This is a genomic window from Kitasatospora arboriphila, from assembly GCF_039528095.1.
In the GTDB taxonomy this organism is placed as follows: domain Bacteria; phylum Actinomycetota; class Actinomycetes; order Streptomycetales; family Streptomycetaceae; genus Kitasatospora; species Kitasatospora arboriphila.
The window spans coordinates 1-22,784 of sequence record NZ_BAAALD010000085.1 but is presented as its reverse complement, the minus strand read 5'-3'; the positions used below and the strand labels follow the sequence as shown (position 1 = coordinate 22,784).

General features: G+C 75.4%; 23 protein-coding genes, 1 tRNA gene and 1 pseudogene. 9 read left to right on the top strand and 16 right to left on the bottom strand.

What is annotated here, in order from left to right; all coding sequences use genetic code 11:
• Window positions 1–132: 132 nt before the first annotated feature.
• Complete coding sequence (locus ABD353_RS30975; RefSeq protein ID WP_344627003.1) at window positions 133–618, top strand: MarR family winged helix-turn-helix transcriptional regulator; 486 nt, start codon at window positions 133–135, stop codon at window positions 616–618.
• 73 nt (window positions 619–691) lie between these two features.
• Here ABD353_RS30975 and ABD353_RS30970 read toward each other — a convergent pair whose 3' ends face one another.
• Complete coding sequence (locus ABD353_RS30970; RefSeq protein WP_344627002.1) at window positions 692–1,585, bottom strand: DUF1028 domain-containing protein; 894 nt, start codon at window positions 1,583–1,585, stop codon at window positions 692–694.
• Between the two features lie 110 nt (window positions 1,586–1,695).
• Between ABD353_RS30970 and ABD353_RS30965 the strand changes: the two genes are divergently transcribed.
• The gene (locus tag ABD353_RS30965; RefSeq protein ID WP_344627001.1) at window positions 1,696–2,274 is read left to right on the top strand and encodes a MarR family winged helix-turn-helix transcriptional regulator; all 579 of its coding nucleotides are present in this window, start codon (window positions 1,696–1,698) and stop codon (window positions 2,272–2,274) included.
• A gap of 22 nt (window positions 2,275–2,296) precedes the next feature.
• On the opposite strand, the gene ABD353_RS30960 is transcribed toward ABD353_RS30965, so the two are convergent.
• From ABD353_RS30960 to ABD353_RS30950, 3 genes are all read right to left on the bottom strand, one after another.
• A complete protein-coding gene (locus ABD353_RS30960) occupies window positions 2,297–2,971 on the bottom strand; it encodes a formylglycine-generating enzyme family protein (protein WP_344627000.1) in 675 nt (224 codons plus the stop codon).
• A gap of 91 nt (window positions 2,972–3,062) precedes the next feature.
• Window positions 3,063–3,139, bottom strand: a tRNA-Met gene (locus ABD353_RS30955).
• Window positions 3,140–3,211: 72 nt separating this feature from the next.
• Window positions 3,212–4,156, bottom strand: coding sequence for a beta-ketoacyl-ACP synthase III (locus tag ABD353_RS30950; RefSeq protein ID WP_344626999.1), 945 nt, complete (start codon window positions 4,154–4,156; stop codon window positions 3,212–3,214).
• Window positions 4,157–4,248: 92 nt separating this feature from the next.
• On the opposite strand from ABD353_RS30950, the gene ABD353_RS30945 reads away from it, so the two are divergent.
• The gene (locus ABD353_RS30945) at window positions 4,249–4,893 is read left to right on the top strand and encodes a TetR/AcrR family transcriptional regulator (RefSeq protein WP_344626998.1); all 645 of its coding nucleotides are present in this window, start codon (window positions 4,249–4,251) and stop codon (window positions 4,891–4,893) included.
• 83 nt (window positions 4,894–4,976) lie between these two features.
• Window positions 4,977–5,771 (top strand): helical backbone metal receptor, encoded by a 795-nt coding sequence (locus ABD353_RS30940; RefSeq protein WP_344626997.1) that lies wholly within the window; start codon window positions 4,977–4,979, stop codon window positions 5,769–5,771.
• 24 nt (window positions 5,772–5,795) lie between these two features.
• Here the strand turns inward: ABD353_RS30940 and ABD353_RS30935 are convergent, their stop codons facing one another.
• On the bottom strand, window positions 5,796–6,518 hold the full coding sequence (locus ABD353_RS30935; RefSeq protein ID WP_344626996.1) for a (2Fe-2S)-binding protein: 723 nt from the start codon (window positions 6,516–6,518) through the stop codon (window positions 5,796–5,798).
• 173 nt (window positions 6,519–6,691) lie between these two features.
• Here ABD353_RS30935 and ABD353_RS30930 point away from each other — a divergent pair, with 173 nt between their 5' ends.
• Complete coding sequence (locus ABD353_RS30930) at window positions 6,692–7,258, top strand: TetR/AcrR family transcriptional regulator (protein ID WP_344626995.1); 567 nt, start codon at window positions 6,692–6,694, stop codon at window positions 7,256–7,258.
• Between the two features lie 19 nt (window positions 7,259–7,277).
• On the opposite strand, the gene ABD353_RS30925 is transcribed toward ABD353_RS30930, so the two are convergent.
• Window positions 7,278–7,745, bottom strand: a complete 468-nt coding sequence (locus ABD353_RS30925) for a nuclear transport factor 2 family protein (protein ID WP_344626994.1) — start codon at window positions 7,743–7,745, stop codon at window positions 7,278–7,280.
• 646 nt (window positions 7,746–8,391) lie between these two features.
• Between ABD353_RS30925 and ABD353_RS30920 the strand changes: the two genes are divergently transcribed.
• The gene (locus ABD353_RS30920) at window positions 8,392–8,727 is read left to right on the top strand and encodes a carboxymuconolactone decarboxylase (RefSeq protein ID WP_344626993.1); all 336 of its coding nucleotides are present in this window, start codon (window positions 8,392–8,394) and stop codon (window positions 8,725–8,727) included.
• Window positions 8,728–8,816: 89 nt separating this feature from the next.
• On the opposite strand, the gene ABD353_RS30915 is transcribed toward ABD353_RS30920, so the two are convergent.
• The 7 genes from ABD353_RS30915 to tmpA all read right to left on the bottom strand — a co-directional run bounded on the left by ABD353_RS30915 (window position 8,817) and on the right by tmpA (window position 15,562).
• Complete coding sequence (locus tag ABD353_RS30915; RefSeq protein ID WP_344626992.1) at window positions 8,817–10,007, bottom strand: UDP-N-acetylglucosamine--N-acetylmuramyl-(pentapeptide) pyrophosphoryl-undecaprenol N-acetylglucosamine transferase; 1,191 nt, start codon at window positions 10,005–10,007, stop codon at window positions 8,817–8,819.
• A gap of 414 nt (window positions 10,008–10,421) precedes the next feature.
• Window positions 10,422–11,822 carry an amidase gene (locus ABD353_RS30910; protein ID WP_344626991.1) on the bottom strand — a complete coding sequence of 467 codons (1,401 nt, stop codon included), beginning with the start codon at window positions 11,820–11,822 and terminating at the stop codon, window positions 10,422–10,424.
• 180 nt (window positions 11,823–12,002) lie between these two features.
• Window positions 12,003–12,302, bottom strand: a complete 300-nt coding sequence (locus tag ABD353_RS30905; RefSeq protein WP_344626990.1) for a hypothetical protein — start codon at window positions 12,300–12,302, stop codon at window positions 12,003–12,005.
• On the bottom strand, window positions 12,299–12,460 hold the full coding sequence (locus ABD353_RS30900; RefSeq protein ID WP_344626989.1) for a hypothetical protein: 162 nt from the start codon (window positions 12,458–12,460) through the stop codon (window positions 12,299–12,301). Before ABD353_RS30900 ends, ABD353_RS30905 begins: the two co-directional genes overlap by 4 nt.
• 118 nt (window positions 12,461–12,578) lie before the next feature.
• Window positions 12,579–13,130, bottom strand: a complete 552-nt coding sequence (locus tag ABD353_RS30895) for a DinB family protein (protein WP_344626988.1) — start codon at window positions 13,128–13,130, stop codon at window positions 12,579–12,581.
• 313 nt (window positions 13,131–13,443) lie between these two features.
• Window positions 13,444–13,824, bottom strand: a complete 381-nt coding sequence (locus ABD353_RS30890; RefSeq protein WP_344626987.1) for an Imm32 family immunity protein — start codon at window positions 13,822–13,824, stop codon at window positions 13,444–13,446.
• An 88-nt stretch (window positions 13,825–13,912) separates the two neighbouring features.
• Window positions 13,913–15,562: a 2-trimethylaminoethylphosphonate dioxygenase gene (gene tmpA / locus ABD353_RS30885; protein WP_344626986.1), complete on the bottom strand. Its 1,650-nt coding sequence runs from the start codon at window positions 15,560–15,562 to the stop codon at window positions 13,913–13,915.
• Between the two features lie 259 nt (window positions 15,563–15,821).
• Here tmpA and pstS point away from each other — a divergent pair, with 259 nt between their 5' ends.
• Both pstS and ABD353_RS30875 read left to right on the top strand, forming a co-directional pair.
• Window positions 15,822–16,949 (top strand): phosphate ABC transporter substrate-binding protein PstS, encoded by a 1,128-nt coding sequence (pstS, locus tag ABD353_RS30880; RefSeq protein WP_344626985.1) that lies wholly within the window; start codon window positions 15,822–15,824, stop codon window positions 16,947–16,949.
• Between the two features lie 173 nt (window positions 16,950–17,122).
• Window positions 17,123–17,962 (top strand): patatin-like phospholipase family protein, encoded by an 840-nt coding sequence (locus tag ABD353_RS30875; RefSeq protein WP_344626984.1) that lies wholly within the window; start codon window positions 17,123–17,125, stop codon window positions 17,960–17,962.
• Between the two features lie 70 nt (window positions 17,963–18,032).
• On the opposite strand, the pseudogene ABD353_RS40590 reads toward ABD353_RS30875, so the two are convergent.
• The 3 genes and pseudogenes from ABD353_RS40590 to ABD353_RS30860 form a co-directional block, all read right to left on the bottom strand.
• Window positions 18,033–20,202: pseudogene (locus tag ABD353_RS40590) on the bottom strand (SpoIIE family protein phosphatase).
• Between the two features lie 442 nt (window positions 20,203–20,644).
• Window positions 20,645–21,172 (bottom strand): hypothetical protein, encoded by a 528-nt coding sequence (locus tag ABD353_RS30865; RefSeq protein WP_344626983.1) that lies wholly within the window; start codon window positions 21,170–21,172, stop codon window positions 20,645–20,647.
• A 170-nt stretch (window positions 21,173–21,342) separates the two neighbouring features.
• On the bottom strand, window positions 21,343–21,969 hold the full coding sequence (locus ABD353_RS30860; protein WP_344626982.1) for a TetR/AcrR family transcriptional regulator C-terminal domain-containing protein: 627 nt from the start codon (window positions 21,967–21,969) through the stop codon (window positions 21,343–21,345).
• A gap of 98 nt (window positions 21,970–22,067) precedes the next feature.
• Between ABD353_RS30860 and ABD353_RS30855 the strand changes: the two genes are divergently transcribed.
• On the top strand, window positions 22,068–22,496 hold the full coding sequence (locus ABD353_RS30855) for an ester cyclase (RefSeq protein WP_344626981.1): 429 nt from the start codon (window positions 22,068–22,070) through the stop codon (window positions 22,494–22,496).
• The last annotated feature ends 288 nt before the right edge of the window (window positions 22,497–22,784 follow it).

The following is a 22,784-nucleotide window of genomic DNA, read 5'->3' as shown; positions in this document are numbered from 1 at the left end:
TCCCGGAATTGACTTGAACCTTCAACCAGAAGATAGGGAGGGATGACTTGAAGAGTCAAGTGATCGGCTGAGTGGAACCGGAGGTGGCGAGCGGCCCCGGGGCGCCGGCCCGGCCACGCTAGGGTGGTGGCCATGGACGCAGAGGAACCGCGCTGGCTGAGCGAGGAGGAGACGGAGTCCTGGCTCGCCCTGGGCAGCATGCTGATCCGGCTGCCCGCCGCCCTGGACGCTCAGCTGCAACGGGACGCGGGCATCAGCCACTTCGAGTACCAGGTGATGGCCGGCCTCTCGATGTCGTCCGAGCGCACCCTGCGGATGAGCGAACTCGCCGTGCTCGCCGACGGTTCGCTCTCCCGCCTCTCGCACGTGGTCAAGCGCCTGGAGCAGCGCGGCTGGGTCCGGCGCACCCCCGACCCCGAGGACGGCCGCTACACGCTGGCGGTCCTCACGCCGGCCGGCTGGGACAAGGTGGTCGCCACCGCCCCCGGGCACGTCGCCGAGGTCCGCCGCCTCGTCTTCGACCCCCTCACCCGGGCCCAGCAGCGCCAGCTCCGCGAGATCGGACACCGCGTCACCACCGCGATCGACCCCACCGGCAGCTGCCCCGGCACGGCCTGACGCCGCATCGGCTCCCGCCCCGACGACAACTCGGGGGTCCGGCGGCGACCGGCCGGGAAGGCGACGGCCGGGCTCACTCCAGCAGGTCGTCGGCGGTGGTGCCGGGCGGCAGCGGCAGCAGGCCCTTGGCGGCGAAGCCGCGCAGCACGGTCTCCCAGCCGGGGTGGTCCGCGAGCAGGGCGTGCAGTTCGTCGGTGGCGGCGGCGGCCTCACCGCGGGCCATCAGGGCTCCGGCCCGCAGGAAGCGCAGGCCCTGTTCGCCGGGCAGGGCGGCCAGGGCGGTGTCGATCGCCCGGAGGGCTCCGTCCGGGTCGCCGCCGTACAGCGACTCCACGGCCCGGTCGAACCCCCGGTAGGCGTCGGCGGCGGTGAGCAGCCGCGCGAGGTCGCCGAGCGGGTCGGTGGAGCGGTCCGTCCGCAGGTCGACCAGCCGGCCCTGCCAGGGCTCGCCGTGGGTGCCGGACACCACCAGCAGGGCGGCGGACATCCGGCCGCGGGCGCAGCGGCGGGCGGCCTCGGCGGCGCGCAGCGCGGTGTGCAGGCGGTGCGGGAAGGGTCCGCGGGCGGCGGTGTAGGCCTCGGCCATGGCGGGCCAGACCCGGTCGGTGGCGGCCATGTTGGCCTGGACGGCGCAGCCGTCCTCGATGAGGTGGCCGGCGTGGTCGACGCAGAGCGCGCCGGTGCGGGCGGCGAGGGTGCCGTCGGCGGAGACGACGGCGACCTGCCGCATCTCGGCGGCCGGGTCGGTGGCGACGGCGTCGGCGAGGGTGTCGGGGGCGGACATCCCGGCGGCGAGTCCGTCGAGGCAGCGGGGACCGTGGGAGGTCTCGGTGAAGCCCTGGGTGGCGACCGCCCCGACGCCGGGCCGGGCCCAGGGGACGAGCGTGCCGACGGCGAGTGCCGCCGACTGGACGGCGACGCCGAGCGCGCCGGTCTCGGGGTCGCGCGCCACGATCGAGTACGTCATTGCGGCCTCCCGCCCCCGGGTTGCGCCCACCGCTCAGATCCTCCGCCTTCCGGCCGGAACCCACCAGTGGGCCTTCCGTCCGCCCCGCTTCCGAATTAGAGTACTGCTTCATGATGAAGGACGTACATATGTCGAGGGAGCTGTCGGCCGATGCCGACGGCCGGTTCTACGATGCGGGGGTCCGGGCCTCGATGGCGGCGTTCGCGGTGGACGGCGACACCCGGGCCCTGGAGGCGGCGGCGGCGCTGCGCTCCGCCACCCAGGCGGTGGACCGCCTGCGGGCACTGGGCGCGGGCGGTCGCGGGTTGAGCACGGGGGCGCTGGACGTCCTCGTCCGGCTGGCCGCGGAGGACGGGGAGGGGCTCTCCGTCGGGGAGCTCGCCCGGTCCGGCGGGGTCAGTTCCCGCAACGTCACCGGCCTGGTCGACACGCTGGAGGGCGACGGGCTGGTGCGGCGGGTCCGGGACACGGCGGACCGGCGGTCGGTCCGGGTGCTCCTGACGGCGGAGGGCCGGGCCTGGCTGGAGGCCTTCCGCGGTCCGACGCAGCGCGCCATGGCCGCCGTCTTCCGGGGCTTCACGCCGGAGGACCTCGCCGTCTTCCGGCACCTGTGCCTGCGCCTGGTCGACAACCAGCGCCGCCTGGAGGAACACCTGGCCGGCACCCCCGCGGGGCCGCCGACCCCCTGACCCGCCGAGGCGACGGGGCAGGTCAGGAGGGGAGGGAACGGGCGAGGCGGAAGCCCACGTCGTCGACGGCGAAGGTGGGGTGGCTGCGGCGGCGGGCGGAGGCGCGGCAGCTCCAGTGCTCGTCGAACCAGCCGCCGCCCCGCAGCACCCGGTAACTGCCGTAGACCTCGGCGTCGTAGACGTCCCAGCACCAGTCCCAGACGTTGCCGAGCATGTCGTGGAAGCCCCAGGCGTTGGGCCGCTTGCCGCCCACCTCGTGCGGGCGCTCCCCCGAATTGCCGCGGTACCAGGCGATCTCGTCGAGCGGCCCGTAGTGCGGTCCGTCGGTGCCGGCGCGGCAGGCGTGCTCCCACTCGGCCTCGGTCGGCAGCCGGTAGCCGTCGGCGGAGGCGTCCCGGTCGACGCCCTCGCCGTCCTCGTGCAGCCGGTAGGCGGGCCGCAGCCCCGCGCGGGCGGAGAGGGCGTTGCAGAACCGGACGGCGTCCCACCAGGAGACGCCCTCGACGGGCAGCCGGCCGCCGCGGGCCGGGCCCGGCCGCTGCCCGGTGACCTCGGCGTAGAGGGCCCGGGTGACGGGCACGTCGGCGAGCTCGTACGGGGCCGGCCGGACGCTCCAACTGCGTTGCGTGCGCCGGTCGGTGAGCACGACCTCACCAGCGGGGACGGCGATCATCGTGTGGTGCGCGCTCAGGTCCATGATCGCCATCCTAGGTCCGGCGACGGCGCCGTGGGCGCTCTCTCCGCTCATGCCGAGGGCCCGGCAGGGGTGCCTGCCGGGCCCTCGGGAATGGTGGCCGGAGTCGGATTCGAACCGACGACCTCTGGGTTATGAGCCCAGCGAGCTACCGAGCTGCTCCATCCGGCGATGGGTGTTCACCGTACCGGCGGGCTCTGGCTGACGGACGATCGTCGTCCGTGCGGTGCGGGCGGCTGCCCGTCAGGGGCAGGTGACGACCTGTCCGGCCCAGGAGAGGCCGCCGCCGAAGGCGAGGAGCAGCACGCGGGCGCCGGAGGGCAGTTCGCCGCGCTCGGTGAGCTTGGAGAGGGCGAGCGGCACGGAGGCGGCCGAGGTGTTGCCGGACTCGACGACGTCCTGGGCGATCAGGACGTGCGACGGCAGGTCGAGCTGGCGGACGAGGGCCTCGATGATCCGCAGGTTGGCCTGGTGGGTGACCACGCCGGTGAGCTCGGACGGGGCGATGCCGGCGCGTTCGCAGGCCTCGCGGGCGATGGCGGGCAGTTCGCCGGTGACCCAGCGGAACACCGACTGGCCCTCCTGGGCGAACCGCGGCTGCCAGTCGTCGACGAGCCGGACGGCGCTGCCGCGGGAGGGGTCGGAGCCCCAGGCGACCGGGCCGATGCCCGCGGTGTCGGAGGCGCTGAGCACGGCCGCGCCGGCGCCGTCGCCGAGCAGGACGCAGGTGCTGCGGTCGGTCCAGTCGGTCACGTCGGACATCTTCTCGGCGCCGATGACCAGGGCGTGCCGGGCGGCGCCGGCCCGCAGGCTGTGGTCGGCGGTGGCGAGGGCGGTGCAGAAGCCGGCGCAGCCGTTATTGAGGTCGAAGGCGACGGCGGAGGGGATCGCGAGCCGGGCGGCGACCTGGGCGGCGGTGGAGGGGCAGCGGTCGATCGCGCTGCAGGTGGCGACGGTGATCAGGCCGATGTCGGCGGGTTCCAGGCCGGCCGCGGCGAGGGCCTTCTCGGCCGCGGCGGCGGCCATGTCGGCGACGGTCTCCTCGGGGGCGGCGATCCGGCGGGTGGCGATGCCGGTGCGGCGGCGGATCCATTCGTCGTTGGTGTCGACCATCGCGGCGAGGTCGTCGTTGGTCAGGACGCGGGCGGGCTGGTAGTGCCCGAGTGCGGTGATGCGACTGCCCTGCATGCCGGTTTCTCCTCGGCTCGGCGACGGTTCCCGGGAATATAGCAACCGATCGGTCGGACGCTAAGTGGGAGGCGGCTGGATACGATGACGGCATGAGTCCACGCAAGTCCGTCGCCGAGGCCCGAAGAACGAGGGACCGCATCCTGGAGCACGGCATTGCGATCGCCTCCGTCGACGGCCTGGACGGGCTGACCATCGGTCGCCTCGCCACCGACCTGGGCATGAGCAAGGCCGGCGTGCTCGGCCACTTCGGCACCAAGGAGGCGCTGCAGCTCGCCGCGCTGGACGGCGCGGCGGCGATCTTCTCCCGCACGGTGTGGGCACCCGCCGAGCACCGGCCGCCCGGCCTGGCCCGGCTGCGGGCCGTCTGCGAGGCGTGGATCACCTACCTGGAGACGGACCGGGACACCTTCCCCGGCGGGTGCCTGTTCACCACCGCCGCCGTCGAGTTCGACGCCCGCAGCGGGCCGGTGCGCGACGCGGTCGGGCGGCTGCTGCGGGTCTGGCGCCGCCGGCTGGCCGCGGAGGTGCGCACCGCCGTCGCCGAGGGCGAGCTGCCGGCCGGCACCGACGCGGAGCAGCTCGTCTACGAGCTGGGCGGCCTCTACCTCGCGCTGAACCAGGAGCTCCAGCTCTTCGGCGCCCCCGGCGCCGCCGAGCGCACCCGGCGCGGCCTGGACCGCCTGCTCGGCCCGGGCGCCCCGGCGGACCCGGCCCTCACCTCCCGCGCCTCCTGAGCCGGCACCGCCCCGGACGGCGGCCGGGACGCGGGTACCGGCGGCGCGCAGGCCCGGGTCGCGCCCCCGCTACCGTGGACGGCATGGATCTTCCCTCCGCCGAACGGACCGTCAGCGACGACCTGGGCACGCCGGTCCGGCTCGGCCCGGTCTCCCGGGTGGTGTCGCTGGTGCCCTCGCTCACCGAGGCGGTCGCCGCGACCCGCCCGGGGCTGCTGGTCGGCGCCACGGACTGGTGCAGCCACCCGGCCGGGCTGGACGTGGCCCGGATCCGCGGCACCAAGAACCCGGACACCGCCCGGATCGCGGCGCTGCGCCCCGACCTGGTGATCGCCAACGAGGAGGAGAACCGCGCCCCCGACCTCGCGGCGCTCCGCGACGCCGGACTCGCCGTCTGGGTCACCCGGGTCCGCACCCTCGACGAGGCCTTCGCCTCGCTCGACCGGCTGCTCACCACCGCCTGCGGCCTGCCCCGGCCGGCCTGGCTCGACGAGGCGCAGCGGGCCTGGCGCGACCTGCCCGTCCCGGCGGGGCAGCCGCGCCGCGCGGTGGTGCCGATCTGGCGGCGGCCGTGGATGGTGCTCGGCCGCGACACCTTCGCCGGTGACCTGCTGCGCCGCCTCGGCGTGCACCAGCTGTACGCCGACCACGCCGAGCGCTACCCGGCCGTTCCGCTGGACGAACTGCAGGCCGCGGGGGCGGAGTTGGTGGTCCTGCCGGACGAGCCCTACCGCTTCACGGCGACCGACGGGCCGGAGGCCTTCCCCGGCGTCCCGGCCGCCCTGGTCAGCGGCCGCCACCTCACCTGGTACGGCCCCTCGCTGGCCGAGGCGCCCGCCCTTCTCGCCGCCGCGCTCGCCGCCGCGACCCCGTCCTGAGCCGCCGGCGGTCCGCCGAGGGTGTCACCGGGCGCCGGGCGGGCGGTCGAAGACGCAGTCGCCGCAGACCCCGCCGCCCGGCACCCGGTAGTAGAGGCAGCAGGAGCTGCGCCGGAAGGCGAGCGGGCGGTCCGGGGCGGTGACGCTCCCGGTGCCCTCCAGCGGCGGGGTGTCCAGCAGGTCCCGGACGAGTGCCTCGGCGCGGCGCGCGGCCGCGGTGTGCCGGACGGACGGCGCGGCGGCCAGCACCCGGCCGGCGCCGACCAGGGCCGAGGCGGCGTTGCCGTCGAGCAGGCGTTCCGCCACCGGCGCGACCGAGCGGACGGCCGCGGCCAGCGGGACGAGGTTCTCCACCGCCACGGCCTGCCGGAGGCCGTCGGCGAGCGGTCCGTCCGCGGCGGCCGGCCGGTCCGGCAGCCACAGCTCGAAGGTTCCCCGGGCGGGCAGCGCCCCGTGGGCGCGGTCGGGGTGCAGGTCCGGGACGACGCCGCCGAGCGCGGCGGCGCCGAGTGCCACCGACCAGAGCCTGGAGGCGAGGCCGAGGTGCACCAGCGAGGCCGCCACCCGCGGCTCCCGGGTGCCCATCTGCCGCGCAGCCTGCCCGATCCGCGCGGCGAGCGGCCCGTCGGGCCCCGCGGCGTACAGCTCCCGCAGCGGCCGGAACCCGGCCGGCGGCGCCTCGCCCGTCCGCACCGCGAAGTACGGCCCGACCCGGCCGACCGCCGCCCACACCTCGGACACCCCCATCGCCACCTCTCCCTCCCGGTCTGCGCGGCAAGCCAACCAGGGCCCGGGATGCCGCGCAATCAGGGTCCGCCGCACCCGGCGGGGACGGCTCCCGCGGTGCATTCGCACACCAGCGCGGTCCACGGCGTAAGCTCGTCGGAGAGCGAACGTTCTCCGACACCGCTGGGGGATCCATGGACCAGGCCGAGGCCCGGACGCGCCTGCTGGACGCCGCCGAGCGGCTCTTCTACGAGCGCGGCATCCAGGCCGTCGGCGTCGACCAGATCCGCACCGCCTCGGGCGTCTCGCTCAAGCGGCTGTACCAGGTCTTCCCGTCCAAGTCCGATCTGGTGCTGGCCTACCTGCAGCGGCGGGACACCCGCTGGCTGGCCTCCCTCACCGGGTACGCCGACGCCCGGCCGGCGGGCGACGAACGGATCCTGGCGGTCTTCGACTGGCTGCACGCCTGGTTCGGCGAGCCGGACTTCCGCGGGTGCGCCTTCGTCAACGCCTACGGCGAGCTCGGCGCGACCGACCCGGCGGCGGCCGAGGCCGTCCGGGCCCACAAGGGCGCGCTGCGCGACTACCTCGGCGGACTGCTGCGGCTGGCCGGCGGGCCGCAGTCCCTGCTCGACCCGGTGTTCCTGCTGGCCGAGGGCGCCATGACGACCGCCGCGATCACCGGCTCCCCCGAGGTGGCCCTGCGGGCCCGCGACGCGACGGCCGCGCTGCTGGCGTCCGCCGCACCGGCCGCCGCCTGACGCCCCGCCGGGGAGCGCCTCAGAGGCCCAGCTCGCTCAGACCGGGGTGGTCGTCGGGCCGGCGGCCGAGCGGCCAGCGGTACTTGCGGTCGGCCTCCGCGATCGGCAGGTCGTTGATGCTGGCGTGGCGCACCCGCATCAGCCCGTCCTCGTCGAACTCCCAGTTCTCGTTGCCGTACGAGCGGTACCACCGGCCCGAGTCGTCGTGCCACTCGTAGGCGAACCGCACCGCGATGCGCCGCTCCCCGTACGCCCACAGCTCCTTGACGAGGCGGTACTCGTGCTCGCGCGCCCACTTGCGGGTCAGGAACGCGACGATCTCGTCGCGGCCGGTGGCGAACTCGGAGCGGTTCCGCCAGCGCGAGTCGACGGTGTAGGCGAGGGCGACCCGCTCGGGGTCGCGGGTGTTCCAGCCGTCCTCGGCGAGGCGGACCTTCTCGATCGCGCTCTGCTCGGTGAACGGCGGCAGGGGCGGGCGCTTGCTCATGGGGATCCTCCGGCCGCGCGGGCTCGTCCAGTCGAGAGAACGGCCGTTCTCCCGATGGCCCCACCCTAGGAGAACGATCGCTCTCCCGCAAACGCGGGCCTGCTGTCACCCGCCCGACGAGCGCCCGCCGGGACGGCTACGCGGTGCCCTCCTCGGCCGGCACCGCCGCCATCCACTCCACCGGCAGGCGCACGGACGCCCCCGCCGCCTCGGCCACCGCGCCGTACGGGTCGGGGCGAGCAGCGCCGGCAGGCACCGCACCGGCAGACCGGGGTCCCCCGCCGCCGCGACGCGGACCCGTGGCCGGGCGTCGGAGGTGAGCCGTTCCAGGACGCCGCCCGGAAGACCGGCACGGGCCGCCGCCGCGCGCACGTGCTCGCGGTCCGAGTCCGCGAGCCGCGGGTGGACCCGTGCAGGGAAGTGCCTACGGGACTCGGCGGGCAGGGTCGTCGGATCCATCCGGCAGACCCCGTCGGCGGCCGGTTCGCGCCGCGGACACACCGGCCCGCCGACGGAACCACTCCGATGCCGGACACCGGGACGGCGTGATCCGGCCGGCTGACCTAGGGTCGGACTGCAAGCGGCCGAACGGGTGCACGCGCCCGGCGGTCCGTTCCGCTCCGCACTCCTCGGAAGGCAGTCGACCATGCCTACGACGTCCGAAACGCCCGTCCTGGACACCCTCGCCGCGATGACGATCGACTCGATCGAGCGGTGCGGGATGAACGAGGACATGCTCATCCTCACCCGGATCGCCGCGCTCGCCGCCATGGACGCACCGACGATCTCCTACCTCGCCCACCTCGGTCCGGCCGTCGAGGCCAATGTGACCGCGAGCCAGCTGCAGGACGTCCTGGTGGCCATCGCCCCGATCGTGGGGACGGCCCGGGTGATGTCCGCCGCCGGGCACATCACCGAGGCCCTCGGTGTCGCCATCGCCGTGGCCGACGCCGAGATCCAGGCCCAGGTGAACGGCCAGTAGTCCGCCGCGCCCCCGCGCAGCAACACGCCGACCGGCACTCCCCCGCAGGGAGCGCCGGTCGGCGCGTGGTTTCCGGAGCCGCCCGCGGACTACTTCGCCGCGGCGGCCTCCAGCAGGACGTCCACCAGGCGCTCGGCGGCGTCGGGGCGGCCCTGGGCGCGGGCCCGGTGCGCCATCTCGGCACGGCGCGAGGGGTCGGACAGCAGCGGCGCGACGGCCCGGCACAGGCCGTCCGCGGTGACCTCGCCGAGCAGCGCCACGGCCGCGCCGGAGTCCTGCAGGTGACCGGCGTTGTGGGCCTGCTCGTTGCCGGCCGAGGAGGCCAGCGGAACGAGCACGGAGGCCTTGCCGAGGGCGGTGAGTTCGGCGATCGTCCCGGCGCCGCTGCGGGAGACGACCACGTCCGCCAGCGCCAGCACGTCCGGGAGTTCGGGGCCGACGAAGGGCGTGACCAGGTAGCGGGCGGCGAGGTGCGGGGGCAGGGCGGCGGCCCGGGCCCGCAGGCCGTCGGCGTGCGCGGCACCGCACTGGTGCACGACGTTGGCGCCGGTCAGCAGCCAGGGCAGCGCCTCCTCGACCAGGCCGTTGATCTGCAGCGAGCCCTGGGCGCCGCCGGTCACGTACACGGTGGGCAGGTGCGGGTCGAAGCCGTACAGGCCGAGCGCCTCGACGGCCTTGGCGGGGACGCCGTGGAACACCTCGGGGCGGACCGGATTGCCCGTCACCACGGCCCGGGCGCGGGCGCCCTCGGGCAGCAGCGGCACGGTGGACTCGGAGGAGACCGCGAAGCGGGCGGCGATCCGGGCGAGCATCCGGTTCGCCAGGCCGAGGCGGACGGTCTGCTCGTGGACGACCAGCGGCGCACCGCACCGGCCGGCGGCGCGGCCGACCGGGACGGCGACGTAGCCGCCGGTGGCGAGCACCACGTCGGGGGCGAAGTCGGCGACCACCTTGCGGGCCTGCAGGATGCCGCGGACGACCCGGAACATGTCGCGGACGTTGGCGGGCGAGGCCATCTTCAGCGGGTTCGAGGACCGGCGGATCTTGCCGGTGGCCACCGTGGCGAACGGGATGCCCTCGTTCGCGGCGACCCGGGCCTCCAGGCCCTCGGCGGTGCCGACCCAGAGCACCTCCAGCCCCTGCCCGGCGGCGCCGAGCCGGGCGCGGAGCGTCCGCACGGCGGTCAGCGCGGGGTAGGTGTGGCCGCCCGTGCCACCGCCGGTGACGAGCAGTCGGAACGGCCGCGCGGCGGCGGGCTGATGGTGGTCGGCGCGGTGCAAGGACGCTCCCGGGTGACGGCGTTCGGCCCGGACTCGGCCGCGCCGGAGGGCAGTTGGACAATCAGGACGATATCAGCCCAATCATCGCAGGTCCCGGCCGGGGACCCCGCCTACGGGGACGCCGGAACGGCTACCTCGGTTCCACCGACCGGAATCCGCTGTCGGCCCGCGGCACGACTGCGGAACGTGGAGCACAACACGGCGGTGAACGACGGCCGGACGCCGTCGGCCGACTCGCTCGCCGTGCCGGCGAAGCACCGATGGCAGCGGAACTTCTACTCCTGAAGGGCCCCGGCCGACCGGCGGACTCCACCGCGGGCCGCGGCGCTCCGCCGGCCGGTGCCGGGATCCCCGCGTCGGTGCCGTGATCCTGCGGCCGGTGCCGGATCCGTCGGTCAGTCCTGGATCCGCCGGTCAGTCCTGGATCCGTCGCCAGGGGCGGTCCGCCTCCAGCGCGAACGCCAGCTCCAGCAGGACGCGTTCCTGCCCGTGCCCGGCGGACAGGTGGACGCCGATCGGCAGGCCGTCGTCCGTGCTGCCGGCGGGCAGCGAGATCCCGGGCGCCCCGGTCACGTTGTTGATTGGGGTGAACGCCACGTACCGCTGCAGACGCCCCATCAGCTCCTCGAACGGCACGTTGGGGCTGAGATGGCCGATCGGCGGGGCGGTGTGCGCGAGCACCGGGGAGAGCACGGCGTCATGGCTGCGGAAGAGTTCGGCGTAGGCCTGCTCGGCGCGGCCCAGTCGCCGCAGCGCACCGGGGATGCGGGCGAACTCGCGGTGGAAGCTGCGGCGCAGGCCCGAGGTGAGGCCGTCGAGGCGGGCGGTGCGGAAGCTGCGGTCCAGCATCAGCCGGCCGGTGGCGGCGATGAGGAAGGCGATGTAGCCCCAGTAGAGGGTGAAGTCGCGGGAGAACTCCTCGCCGAAGGGCAGGACGGTCGGCTCGACCCGGTGGCCGAGGGCCTCCAGGCGGAGCGCGGTGTCCTCGACGGCGCGGCGGGTGGCCGCGTCGGTGTCGGCGAGCGGCGAGTCGAGGACGAGGCCGATCCGCAGCGGGCCGGTGCCGGGGCCCTCGACCAGGCCGAGCGGGGGCAGTGCGGGGTTGCGGTGGTGGCGTTCGGCGGCGGCGAAGAACGCGGCGGTGTCCCGGACGGAACGGGTGAGCACGCCGTCCGTGACCAGGTCGATCGGCAGGCGGCGGCCCTGGTCGTTGGGCACCAGGCGGCCGCGGGTCGGCTTGAGGCCGATCAGCCCGCAGCAGGCCGCGGGGATGCGGATCGAGCCGCCGCCGTCGTTGGCGTGGGCGATCGGCACGACGCCCGCCGCGACCAGGGCCGCCGAGCCGCCGGAGGAGGCGCCGGGCGAGTGCGAGGGCTTCCAGGGGTTGCGCACCGGCTCCGCGGCGGCGTACTCGGTCGAGGCGTTGAGTCCGAACTCGGGGAGCCGGGACTTGCCGAGCACGGCGACGCCGGTGGCGAGGAACTGGTCGGCGAACCCGGCGGTGCGCCGGGCGGGCCGGGCCCGGAAGGCGGCGCTGCCCTGCCCGGTGGGCATGCCGCGCAGGTCGACGTTGTCCTTGAGGTAGGTGGGCACGCCGTAGAACGGCGCCAGTCGGCTGTCGGCGGTGAGCCGCGGCAGGCGGGCGGCGAAGGCGACCGGTTCGAGGGCCGCGTCGATCCGCCGGGCACGGGCCGCGGCGGCCTCCGCGAGTTCGTCGGGGCTCGCCTCGCCGGACCGGACGAGTCCGGCCAGCGCCACCGCGTCGTGGTCCCCGAGTACGTCGTCGCCGAATGCGTGCACCCGATCGTCCGCCATGCCAACCCCCGCTTCTACCGGCCAGTAATACCGCTCGCGGGCGGCATTCTAGGGGCGCGGGCTGCTGCGGTACACGCCCCCTCGGCGCGTCGCGACCCGGTCCGCCGCCGGGAGCAGCGGGAGCCGGGCCGGGAGCGGCCGACCGGAGTCGGCAGGAACGGACGGACCGCCGACGGGGTGTCAGCCGAGCCGCGTACGGGTGCCCGGGCCGGAACCCGACCGGCGGGTGAGGGCCGGACGCGAGGGCCGGACGTCCGGGCCGGAGCGGGCCGCCGAGGGCGGAGCCTCCCGCCCGGCGGCGCTGCGCGCGGCCAGCAGGGCGACCGCCCGGGCCGCGGCGGGTTCGGGAACTCCCAGGTCGGCGGCGCGCTGCTGGCAGATCGAGCACCAGACCGGGCTGGCCGGGCCGTCGCTGTAGGCGAGCGACTCGGGCGGCAGGTAGCTGAGCGAGCACTCCCGGCAGACGAACACGGACCTCATCCGTACACCACCCCCGCGCCGCCGCACCGACCGCACGGCGACCAGTACCGGTGCTCGCGGTGCACCTGCCAGCCGCTGCCGTCCGCCTCCACCGTGTGCTGCACCTTCTCGGTGCCGCGCCGCCCGGCACATCCCGGGCACACCTGGGGTTCGGCCACAACACCACCTCCTGTGATCAGACGGTAGCGCGCCGCAGCCATGATCGGTGGCGCATCGTCAGTCGCGCCCCGTGCAGGGCGGGTTGACGTCGCGCCGCACACCGGGAGCACCGGCGGGTCACAGGCCGACGGCGCCGTCGATGCGTTCGCGCAGCAGGTCCGCGTGGCCGTTGTGGCGGGCGTACTCCTCGATCATGTGGACGAGCACCCAGCGCAGCGACACCGGGCCTCGCCAGTCGTCCAGGCCCTCCAGGTCCAGGTGCGGTGCCTCGGCCGCGAACCGCTCGGCGAAGGCGACCTCGTCCCGCCACGCCTGCCACGAGGCCCGGACGACCTCCGGATCGTCGGTGGCACCGTCGAAGTCCCCGTCCGGGTCGGCCTCCGAGACGAACAGCGCCGGCGCGTCCTGCCCGGCCAGGACCCGGCGGAACCAGCGCCGCTCCACCTCCGCGAGGTGCCGGACGAGGCCGAGCAGCGAGAGGGTGGACGGCTCCGCCGAACGCCGGGCCAGCCCGGTGGAGAGTCCGCGGCACTTCAGCTCCAGGGTGTGCCGCTGGGCGGCCAGCATGTCGGTGAGCAGCGGGCGTTCGTCTCCGGTCGCGGGGCCGGCGAAGCGGCGGGCGCGGTCGGCGGGGTCGAAGGATTCCGCACGGCGGGTCGGTGGGGTCATACCGACATCCTGGCCGCTGCCGCGGCGCTGCGGAAGCCCGGGCCGAGGCGCGGACGAGTGCCCGGCCGCATGGCAGCTGCCGGGCACCCGCGGTGCCGCCCGTGTGCGCGAGCGGACCCGACACAGCGAGGCGTGAAGCACCTGTTCCACCAGGTGACAGACCCGCCTCCCCAGGAGCGGACACTGTCCCACGGCCGCCCGTTCCCTGGGAAGGGCTGCACCCGAAGCAATTCGTACCGGGCGACCCGGGACCCGCCGGGTCGAGACGGTACCGGCCGGGCAGGGCCTCCGGCAGGTCGGACCGGCGGCCGGCTCAGCGGATCGGCATTCCTCCGTGCGGGCTGTTGACCGTCAGCGGCAGGGACCCTTCCGCCAGGTAGAAGTGCCCGGGGACGTGTTCGATGTGGAGGTGGCCGCCGTCCTCGGCCGCAGCCATGCCGCGCAGGTCGTCCGCGAGCACCTCCCTGCCGGCGGCATCACCGCTGATCACGAGGAGTCGCCGCGCCGGATCCAGATGGACGAGGACGCCCGGGCCTGCGGTCCTCCTGGCCTCCACCCCCGCCAGGGCGTCGGTGTCCGGCGAGGGCGCGGCGGCGAGCAGCCCCTCGGCCACCGCGCCCGCCAGGCCGCTCAGTTCCTCGGCCGAGGCCGTGAGATCCACTTCGTCGCACACGGGGTCACGGGTGAGCCTCACGCGGTCAGCACTCCTTCAGGATCGGGCTCCCATCATGGCGGTCGGCTGCCGGAGTTCGGACGTTCCCGTCCGAGTGTGCCGGGGGTGGCTACCGGTGCGTCCCGATCGCGCCGGCGGACAGGAGGTCGGCGAGGAGGGGGCGGAAGTGGTCGAAGGCGGGGGTGTCGGTGTCGGTGGTCTTCGCCAGGTCGTCCCAGCGGCGGACGGCGACGGCGTCGGCCGCGGCGGGCAGGGCTGCGAAGGCGGCGGCCTCCTCGGCGGCCATCGGGCCGCCCTGCACCCGGAGGGTGTGCTCGGAGGCTTCGGACAGGCCGGCCCGGTACGCCGGCTCCACCGCGCACAGGTAGCGCTTGGCGGCGACGTGCAGCCGGATCGGTTCGGTGACCTCGGGGCCGAACCAGCGGGCGAGCCAGTCGGCGCCGGTGTGGCTGTGGCGGTTGTCGGTGCCGGCCGTCAACTGCGCGCCGGTGACGGCGCCGTGGAAGTGGCCGACGTCGTGCAGCAGGGCGGCCGCCACCAGGTGCGGCGGTGCTCCGTCCCGGTGGGCGAGGACGGCGGCCTGCAGCATGTGTTCGGCCTGGGTGACGGCCTCGCCGAGGTACTCCTCGGCGCCCTCACCCTCGAAGAGTTCCTGGAGGGTGTCCAGGGCCTCGGTGTGGCGGTCCAGGACGGCGAGGGTGGAGCCGAGGGAGTCTAGGTCGGCGTAGCAGCCCTGGAGGTGGCGGTGGCCGTCGTGGTCGAAGGCGGTGCGGGCGTGCAGCAGCCGGGTGTTGTCGAAGACCAGGCAGTCGCCGGGGTCGAGGCGGAAGGTGAGCTGCAGTTCGGGGCGCAGGATGATCGCGGCGAAGCGGCGGTAGGCGGCGTAGAAGGCGTCGAGGTCGGCGGCGGGCAGCCGCAGGGTGCCGATGGAGCGGTTGTTGAACCGGATCTCGCGGATCCGGCCGAGGGCGTCGGTCTCGATCAGCGGCCGCTCGGCGTGCAGTTCGGTGGTGCGGTCGCGGAAGGCGAACGGGACGGGTGTCCGGGTGAGCAGCGCGAAGTCCTCGGGTGCCTCGGTGCGCAGCAGGTCGGCGGCGGCGAAGCCGTCGACCAGGCCGGAGTCGCCGCCCTCGGCGGCGTTCTCCAGGCAGTGCAGCAGTTGCAGGGTGGGCACCGGGTCGCGGTAGGGGTTGTCGGTGTGCGGGGTGATGGCGGCGCTGGTGAAGGCGAGGTTGTTGGGGTCGGGTTCGACGCGGACGTCGAAGAGTTCGCCGTAGTTGGTGACCCGGACGTGGCCGAAGGTGCGGGCGACGGCGAGCACCTGCCGGTCGGTGGTGGGGACGCCGCGCAGCACGGCGAAGCCGAGGTGCCGGACGGCGCGCAGCACGGCGGCGCGTTCGGCGGGGTCGGCGAGGTGGGCGTCCCAGTGGGCCTCGGGGAGGCCGGCGGCGAAGTCGGCGGCGCGCCACAGCCGTTTGGCCGCCTCGGTGCGGTGGTCGCCGGGGTGCCGGCCGGCGGTCTCCGGTCCGTGCCCGTCCGGGGCGGCGGCCGCGAGCCAGGTGAGCGGGTAGCGGGAGCGGTGGCCGTCGGTCCAGAGCACGGCCAGGTGGCCGTCCCGCTCGGTGCTCTCCCGGACGGCGAGGTCGGCGGGCAGGTCGGTGATCTGGAACAGCTTCTGGCCGTTGCCGGGGTCGCGGCACTCGTCGCAGGGGCAGTTGTCGCGCAGCCAGTAGCCGGACAGGGCACGGGGATCGGACATGCGGGGTCCTTCGGTGGGCGGCCATCGCGGGCCGAGTTGTACAGGCAACTCACCTTCGTCGGCGACCCTGCCGAAGGTCGGTGACCAACCCCGGACTTCCGGGTTAAGGGAAGGGAAACAGCAGGCCACGGGCGGGAGGACGGGAGCGGCGGAGCCACCCGTTCGGGCGAGTCTGCGGCATGTCGACCGTGCGGCGGTGCGCAGCACGGGCCGACGATGGGCCCGACCGCCGTCCGCGTCCGCCGACCTGGAGATCCCCATGATCCGCCGGACCATGTCCGCCGCCCGCCTGCTGGCCGGCGTCACCGCCCTCACCGCAGTCCTCGCCACCGCCGCCGGGTGCGGCTCCGACCCGGCACCGACCACCGGCGCCGCACCGTCCGGCCCGGCGAGCGGCGCCCCGATCGCCTGCAACGGCTCCGGGCAGCTGCTCGGAGCGGGCTCCACCGCGCAGGCGAACGCCATCGACATCTGGAAGGTCGCCTTCGGCACCGCCTGCCCGGACATCACCGTCACCTACGGCGGCGGCGGTTCGGGGGCGGGCGTGCAGCAGTTCAACCAGGGCAAGGTGACCTTCGCCGGTTCGGACGCCCCGCTGAAGCCGGAGGAGGTCACCGCCTCGAAGGAGGTGTGCACCGGCGGGCAGGGCATCGACCTGCCGATGGTCGCCGGCCTGATCTCGATCGTCTACAACGTCGACGGCGTCGACGACCTCGTGCTCGACGCCCCGACCGTCGCCAAGATCTTCAACGGGCAGATCACCAAGTGGAACGACCCGGCGGTCGCCGCCCTCAATCCGGGCGCCACGCTGCCGAACACCACGATCCAGAGCTTCCACCGCGGCGACGACTCGGGCACCACCGCGAACCTCACCGCCTACCTCGCGGCGGCCGGCAACGGCACCTGGCCGTACCCGCCGAGCAAGACCTGGGCCGGGCAGGGCGGCCAGTCCGCCAACGGCTCGGCCGGCGTGTCCGCCCAGGTGAAGCAGGTCCAGAACTCGATCGGTTACGTCGAACTCTCCTTCGCCCAGACCAACGGCCTCAGGAGCGCCGCGATCAGCACCGGTGCCCCGCAGCCGGTCGCCGCGACGGCCGCCAACGCGGCCACCACCTTCGCCGGCGCCACGGTCGCGGGCACCGGCAGCGACCTCGCCCTGAACCTCGACTACGCGACCAAGGCTGCCGGCGCCTACCCGATCGTCCTGGTGACGTACGAGATCGTCTGCGACAAGGGCAACAAGTCCGGCACGCTGGACGCCCTCAAGTCCTTCCTGACGTACACCATCAGCGGGCCCGCCCAGCAGGCCATCGGCACGAAGGGTTATGTCCCGCTCCCGCAGGAGGTCGCCTCCAAGGTCCAGGCGGTGATCCCGACCCTGTCCTGAGCCGAAGGCCCCGCCGGGCCCGTCCCGTGGGTCCGTCCGCTCGGCCCGTCCCGTGAGCCCGTCCCCGCCGGGGGCGGGCTCGCCGGCGTCCACGCCCCGGCCCCGGTGGCGCCGGTGCTACTGTCGGACCATCAAACGGGGAGCTGTCCCCGTTTCATCGAAGGGGCGGGACGATGGCGGACACGGCTCTGGTGCTCGGCGGCGGCGGGACACTGGGCGGCGCGTGGGAGATCGGCGTCCTCGCCGGACTGGCGGAGGCCGGGGCCGACCCGACCGGAACCGACACCGTGATCGGCACCTCGGCGGGTGCGGTCCTCGGCGCCCGGCTCACCGCCGGCGCGCACCCCGTGCAGCTCCTCGCGGGCGAGCTCGCCGGCACCCCCGCGGTGGCCGTCCGGGTGACGGCCGCTCAGACCGCGCGCTTCCTCTGGGCCGCCCTGGCCGCCCGCGATCCGGAGCGGTCCGTGCGGCGTCTCGGCCGGGCGGCGCTGGCCGCCCGTACGGTGCCCGAGTCGGAGGTCCTCGCGGCGATCACCACCCTGCTCGACGGCGTCCACGACTGGCCCGACCGCGACCTGCGGCTCGCCTCGGTGGAGGCGGCCACCGGCCGGCTGGCGGTCTTCGACGCGTCCTCGGGGGTGCCGCTGCCGCAGGCGGTGGCCGCCAGCTGCGCCGTACCGGTGCTGTGGCCGCCGGTGTCGGTGGCGGGACGGCGCTGGATGGACGGCGGCACCCGGTCGACCACCAACGTCCACCTGGCACGCGGCCACCGCCGGGTCCTCGCGCTCTCCCCCGTGCCCCGGGCGGTCGGACCGCACCCGCACGCCGAGGCGCAGGGCGCCGAACTCGCCGCGGAGGGCGCCGAGGTCCTCGTGCTCACGCCGGACGCCGACGCCCGCCGCGCCATCGGCCGCAATCTGCTCGACGCCTCGCGCCGGGCGGCCGTGGCCGAGGCCGGCCGCCGGCAGGGGGCGGCCCGGGCCGGTGCGGTGGCCGCCCTGCTGAACCGCTGAGGCCGCGGCATCGAAGGTCCGGAGCGGCCGGGGCTCAGAGCTGCAGGAGGGTTCGGCGCAGCACGGGGGTTCAGAGCGGGGGGCGGCCGGCCCGCAGCAGGAGCAGGGCGATGTCGTCGGTGTGGCGTCCGGAGGGCCAACCGACCTGCACCAGACCGTCGATGAGGGTGTCGAGGCCGTCGGCGCGATGGGCCGCCAGGTGGTCGGCGAGGGCGGCGGTGATCCGCGAGGGATCGGCTCCGGGCACCTCCACCAGGCCGTCGGTGTAGAGGGCGAGCAGGGTGCCGTCCGGCAGCGGCAGCGTGGTGAGCGGGTAGTCGGCGGACACGTCGACGCCCAGCAGCGGTCCCGGCTCCAGGTCCAGCACGTGGGCGCGGCCGCCGCGGCGGAGCAGCAGCGGCGGCGGGTGGCCGGCGGAGGCGATGGTGACCTGTCGGCGGACGAGGTCGAGGTGGGCGTACAGGCAGGAGACCAGGAGGTCGGGGTCGAGGTCGGCCAGCAGGCGGTTGGTGCGGGTGAGGACCTGGTCGGGGCCGGCGCCGGGGCGGCGCGGCCTGCACCGCGGTGCGGACCTGGCCCATCAGGGCGGCCGCGGCGACGTTGTGTCCCTCGACGTCGCCGATGACGGCGGCGGCGGTGCGCTCGTCGAGCCGGATGAGGTCGTAGAAGTCGCCGCCGATGTCCTGCCCGAGGCTGGCGGGCAGGTAGCGGGCGGCGAAGTCCAGCCCTTCGATCCGGGGCAGCGTGCGGGGCAGCAGTGCGGCCTGCAGGCCGTGCGCGAGGTCGTGCTTGGCGTCGTACAGGCGGGCGCGGTCCAGCGCCTGGGCGATCAGGCCGCCGAGCGAGGTCAGGACGGCGCGCTCGTCGGCGGTGAAGGCGTGCGGGCGGTCGTAGGAGATCACGCAGACCCCGACGGGCCTGCCGGAGACGATCAGCGGGAGGACGGCCCAGGCCTGCTTGCCGGTGATCTGCGGCGCCTCCGGATAGTTCCGGGCCATCTCCTGCGGGCTGGCGAAGAAGGAGGGCGTGCCGTCGGTGAGTGCCCGCCCGACCGGGCTGAACCCGGTGTCGAGCGGCAGGCCGTCCAGCCGTTCGACGGCCTCGGCGGAGTAGCCCCGCTGGCCGATGATCCGCAGCCGTCCCGCATCGGCGGCGGAGAGGATCAGGGCCTGGGCGCCGAACGCCGGCAGGATCTGGTCGGCGACCATGCCGACCAGGTCGCGCACCCCGACGGCCTCGGTCAGGGCGGCGGTCAGGTGCATGAGTTGCTGGAGCCGTCCGATCGAGTTCGCGGACGGTACGGCGGCCCGGCCGGGCGTCCCGCCCGAGGGCTCGTCGGAGGGCTCGTCGGAGGGTGCGTCGGAAGACTCGTCCGCGGGTGCTCGCGCGGGCCCGCCGGCAGGCGTCGGCGCGGGCCCGGCGGTCGGCTGCCGGGTGCTCGGGGTGATCCGGACGCTGATGCCGCCCGGGTCCGGGTAGAGCTGGAACTCCAGTGCGTGGCCGGGCGGGCGCAGCGCGGTGAAGCGGGTGGGTTCGCGGCTGATCACCGCCGTGCGGTAGCACTCCTCCAGCACGGGGTCGTCGAGCCAGGGCAGGACGTTCCAGGGCAGCGCGCCGATCAGGTCGTCGGCGGGGCGTCCGAGCAGCCGGGCGGCGGTGGAGGTGAGGAAGGTGATCCGGCCCTCCAGGTCGAGGGCGAGCGCGCCCTCGGGGAGCCGCTCGGCGTAGTCGGCGGCGGCCCTGCCGTCCCGCTCCCGGCGCGGGTGGACGAGCTCGTCCGGAACGATCCACGGCTGTTCGGGGAGGTCGGGCGGGCCACCGGCGGCGTCGAGCAGCCGGGCCGCACGCCGGGCGCCGGTGGCGGCGTTGTCGCAGTCGCGGCGGGTGGCGTGCGGGGGGTGGTCGGCCGGCCAGAGCAGTTGGAGGGCGCCCCAGGTGCGGTGCTCGCCGACGACCGGGGCGGCGGCGAGGGAGAACCGGTAGGGCAGCGCGGCGGCGACCCTCGGGTAGCTGCGGACCATGTCCTCCTGGTTGCCGATCCAGACCAGCCGCTCCTCGCGCGTGGCGTCGGTGACGGGGGTGGGGCCGCTGAGCGGCAGCCGGAGCCACGGTGCGACGAAGTCCAGCGGCACGCCGTACATCACCGCCAGCCGCAGGACCGGTTCGTCGGGAGCGAGCAGGAAGAGGCCGGCGACGCTGGCGCCCGCGCGGCGGACGGTGGCGGCGAGGGCCGTCACCAGGGCGTCGCCCGGCGGACGGCGCGGAACGGGCGGGGTCGGGGTCTCAGCAGCCGCGGACACCGCCGGCCCCTCTCCCCCGGCCACGGCACCGCCGCAGCGGCGCGGCGACCTCCGGGCGACGGGCGTCCGCGGCCCGCCGGCGCCGTGCCGGGCGGGCGCACCCGTTCGCCCCGCGTCGGCGGAACGGCGCAGCTCCCATACCCGGGACGGTACGCCGCTACCGCACCGGGAGCCCGCCGGACGGCCCGGGCCCGCGGCAGCGTGTCGGCCGGGTGCGCGGCAGCGTCTCGACCAGGTGCACGGCAACCCCTCGACCGACTCCGCGACAGCGCGTCGGCCAGGTGCGCGGCAGCGCCTCAGTAGTGTGCACGGCAGCCCCTCAGCCGGTCCGCGGCAGCGCCTCGGGGCAGGGGCCAGGGGTCTGATCAGGGTCGACGCGGCTTCAGTGGCCGGCGAGTTTGACGAGGACCACGGCGAGGCCGATGACGGCGTCGATCGCGCCGGCGACGACGGCTGCGAGGGGGCTGCTGCCCATCCGCAGGCCGCCGACGCAACCCCACGCGAACAGCGCCGCCACGCTGACCGCGACGGAGGCGAGCAGAGCAGTGTGCAGGTCCATCAGGCCGACCGCGGAGGCGCCGATCAGCAGCAGCGGGCCGACGGCGGAGAGCAGCAGCGGGCTGCTGACGAAGAGCATCCTCCGCAGGTCGTGTCCGGAGGCGAGGCGGCGGTGGACGATCCGGTGGGCCTGTTCGTCGGCGACGAGGGTGGCGAGCCAGAGTCCGACGGCCGTCGCGCAGACGGCGAGGGCCGCCTTCCAGGTCGTCAGGTCGTCGACGGCGGAGAGGCCGACCACCACGGCGACCATGGTGATGGTGGCGTAGATGCGCTCCTTGAGCTGCTCGGTGCGCGCGTCCACGTGCTCGGAGGGTGTGTCCCCGCCGGCGGCCGCCCCGTCCTCCTGGCTCATGGCACCTGCTCCCCGGGACGTGCCCGGCCGGTCTCCCGGCCGGGCTGTCGGCATGCTGACCTGCCCAGTGTCGGGCCGGACCGGCAGGTGCCGCGGTTCCCCCACCGGGGAGCGGCGGACACCGTCCGGCTGCCGCACGGCGCGGCGTTTGCCGGGCCCGCCGGAAGGGGTCAGCGGCGGAGGCCGGCGAGCAGGGCGTCCAGGGCGAGGTCGAAGCGGGCGCGGTGGTCCTCCGGGGTGCCGAGGCCGCCGGCCACCGCGGCGGCGAGGACGGGAAGGGCGGTGAGGTCGGCGTCGGTGCGCTCGTCCGGGTGGCCCGGGGTGGTGGCGGCCTCGGCGAGGCACTGGCCGATCACCAGGGTGGCGACGGAGTTGACGATCCGCAGGGCGTCGACGGGGGCGATGCCGGCCCGGCCGAGGAAGGCCGCGGTCTCCTCGACGATCCGCAGGGCCTCCGCGGAGCGCGCGGGGCGGGTGGCGACCAGCACGATCACCCCGGGGTGGCGGAGCAGTTCGGCACGGAACGCGGCGGCGAAGTCCCGCAGGCGCTCGGGCCAGGCGTCGGCGGGCCCGTCCAGCTCGGGGCGGACGGCGGTGACGACCCGTTCGACCAGCCCGTCCAGCAGGGCGGCCTTGTTGGGCACGTAGTGGTAGAGCGTCATCGCCTCGACGCCGAGTTCGGCGCCCAGCCTGCGCATGGAGAGCTTCTCGACGCCGTCGCGGTCGGCGAGGTCCAGTGCCGCGTTCAGCACCTTCTCGCGGGTGAGCCCGGCCCTGCGGGGGGTGGCGGCGTCCACGGCTGTCTCCGTTCGCGAGCGGGGCCGCTTGACTTTCTTACGGCGTAAGGCGAGAGTAGCGCACATCGCAGTCTTACACCGTAAGGGGGATTCGGGCCATGTCCGTGGACCGGAACAAGCAGCTCGTGACCGACTTCGTCACCGCCCTCAACGAGGCCCGGACGGCCGACCTCGGCGACTACCTGGCCGCCGACGTGGTCGACCACAACAAGATCATTCACGGTGAGCCGGACGAGCCCGGTGCGGCCTTCGCCGCCATCGAGATGCAGCTGACCGCCCTGAGGCCCTACCGCGCCCGCATCGACGAACTGATCGCCGAGGGCGACCGGGTGGTCGCCCGGATCACCCAGTCCGGCGTCAGCTCCGGCGCCCACCCCCGGATGCCCGTCCCCACCGGCCGGGCCTTCGAGAACGAGGCGATCTTCGTCTTCACCGTCTTGGACGGCCGGATCACCGAGATCCGCGGCGTCTCCGACCGCCTCGGCCTCTTCCTCCAGCTCGGCTGGGACTGGCCGACGGCGGACTGACCCCCGCACGGGCCCGAAGTCCCGACGCCCCGGGGCCGTCCGGCCCGGCGGTCGGCCCCTGCCGGCCCTGTGCCCCGCGCCCCTGAGGTGCTGGCATGGAAGTGACGGGGGCCGCCGAACGGGCGGGCCGCGCAGGAGGAGGACCGCGCGGCAGGAGCCGATCGGGGAGAAGAGGGTGAGAGCCATGCGTGCGGTCATCGTGTACGAGAGCATCTACGGCAACACGCGCGAGGTGGCCGAGGCCGTGGCGGACGGCGTCCACACGGCACAGCCGGAGGCGGTCGTGCG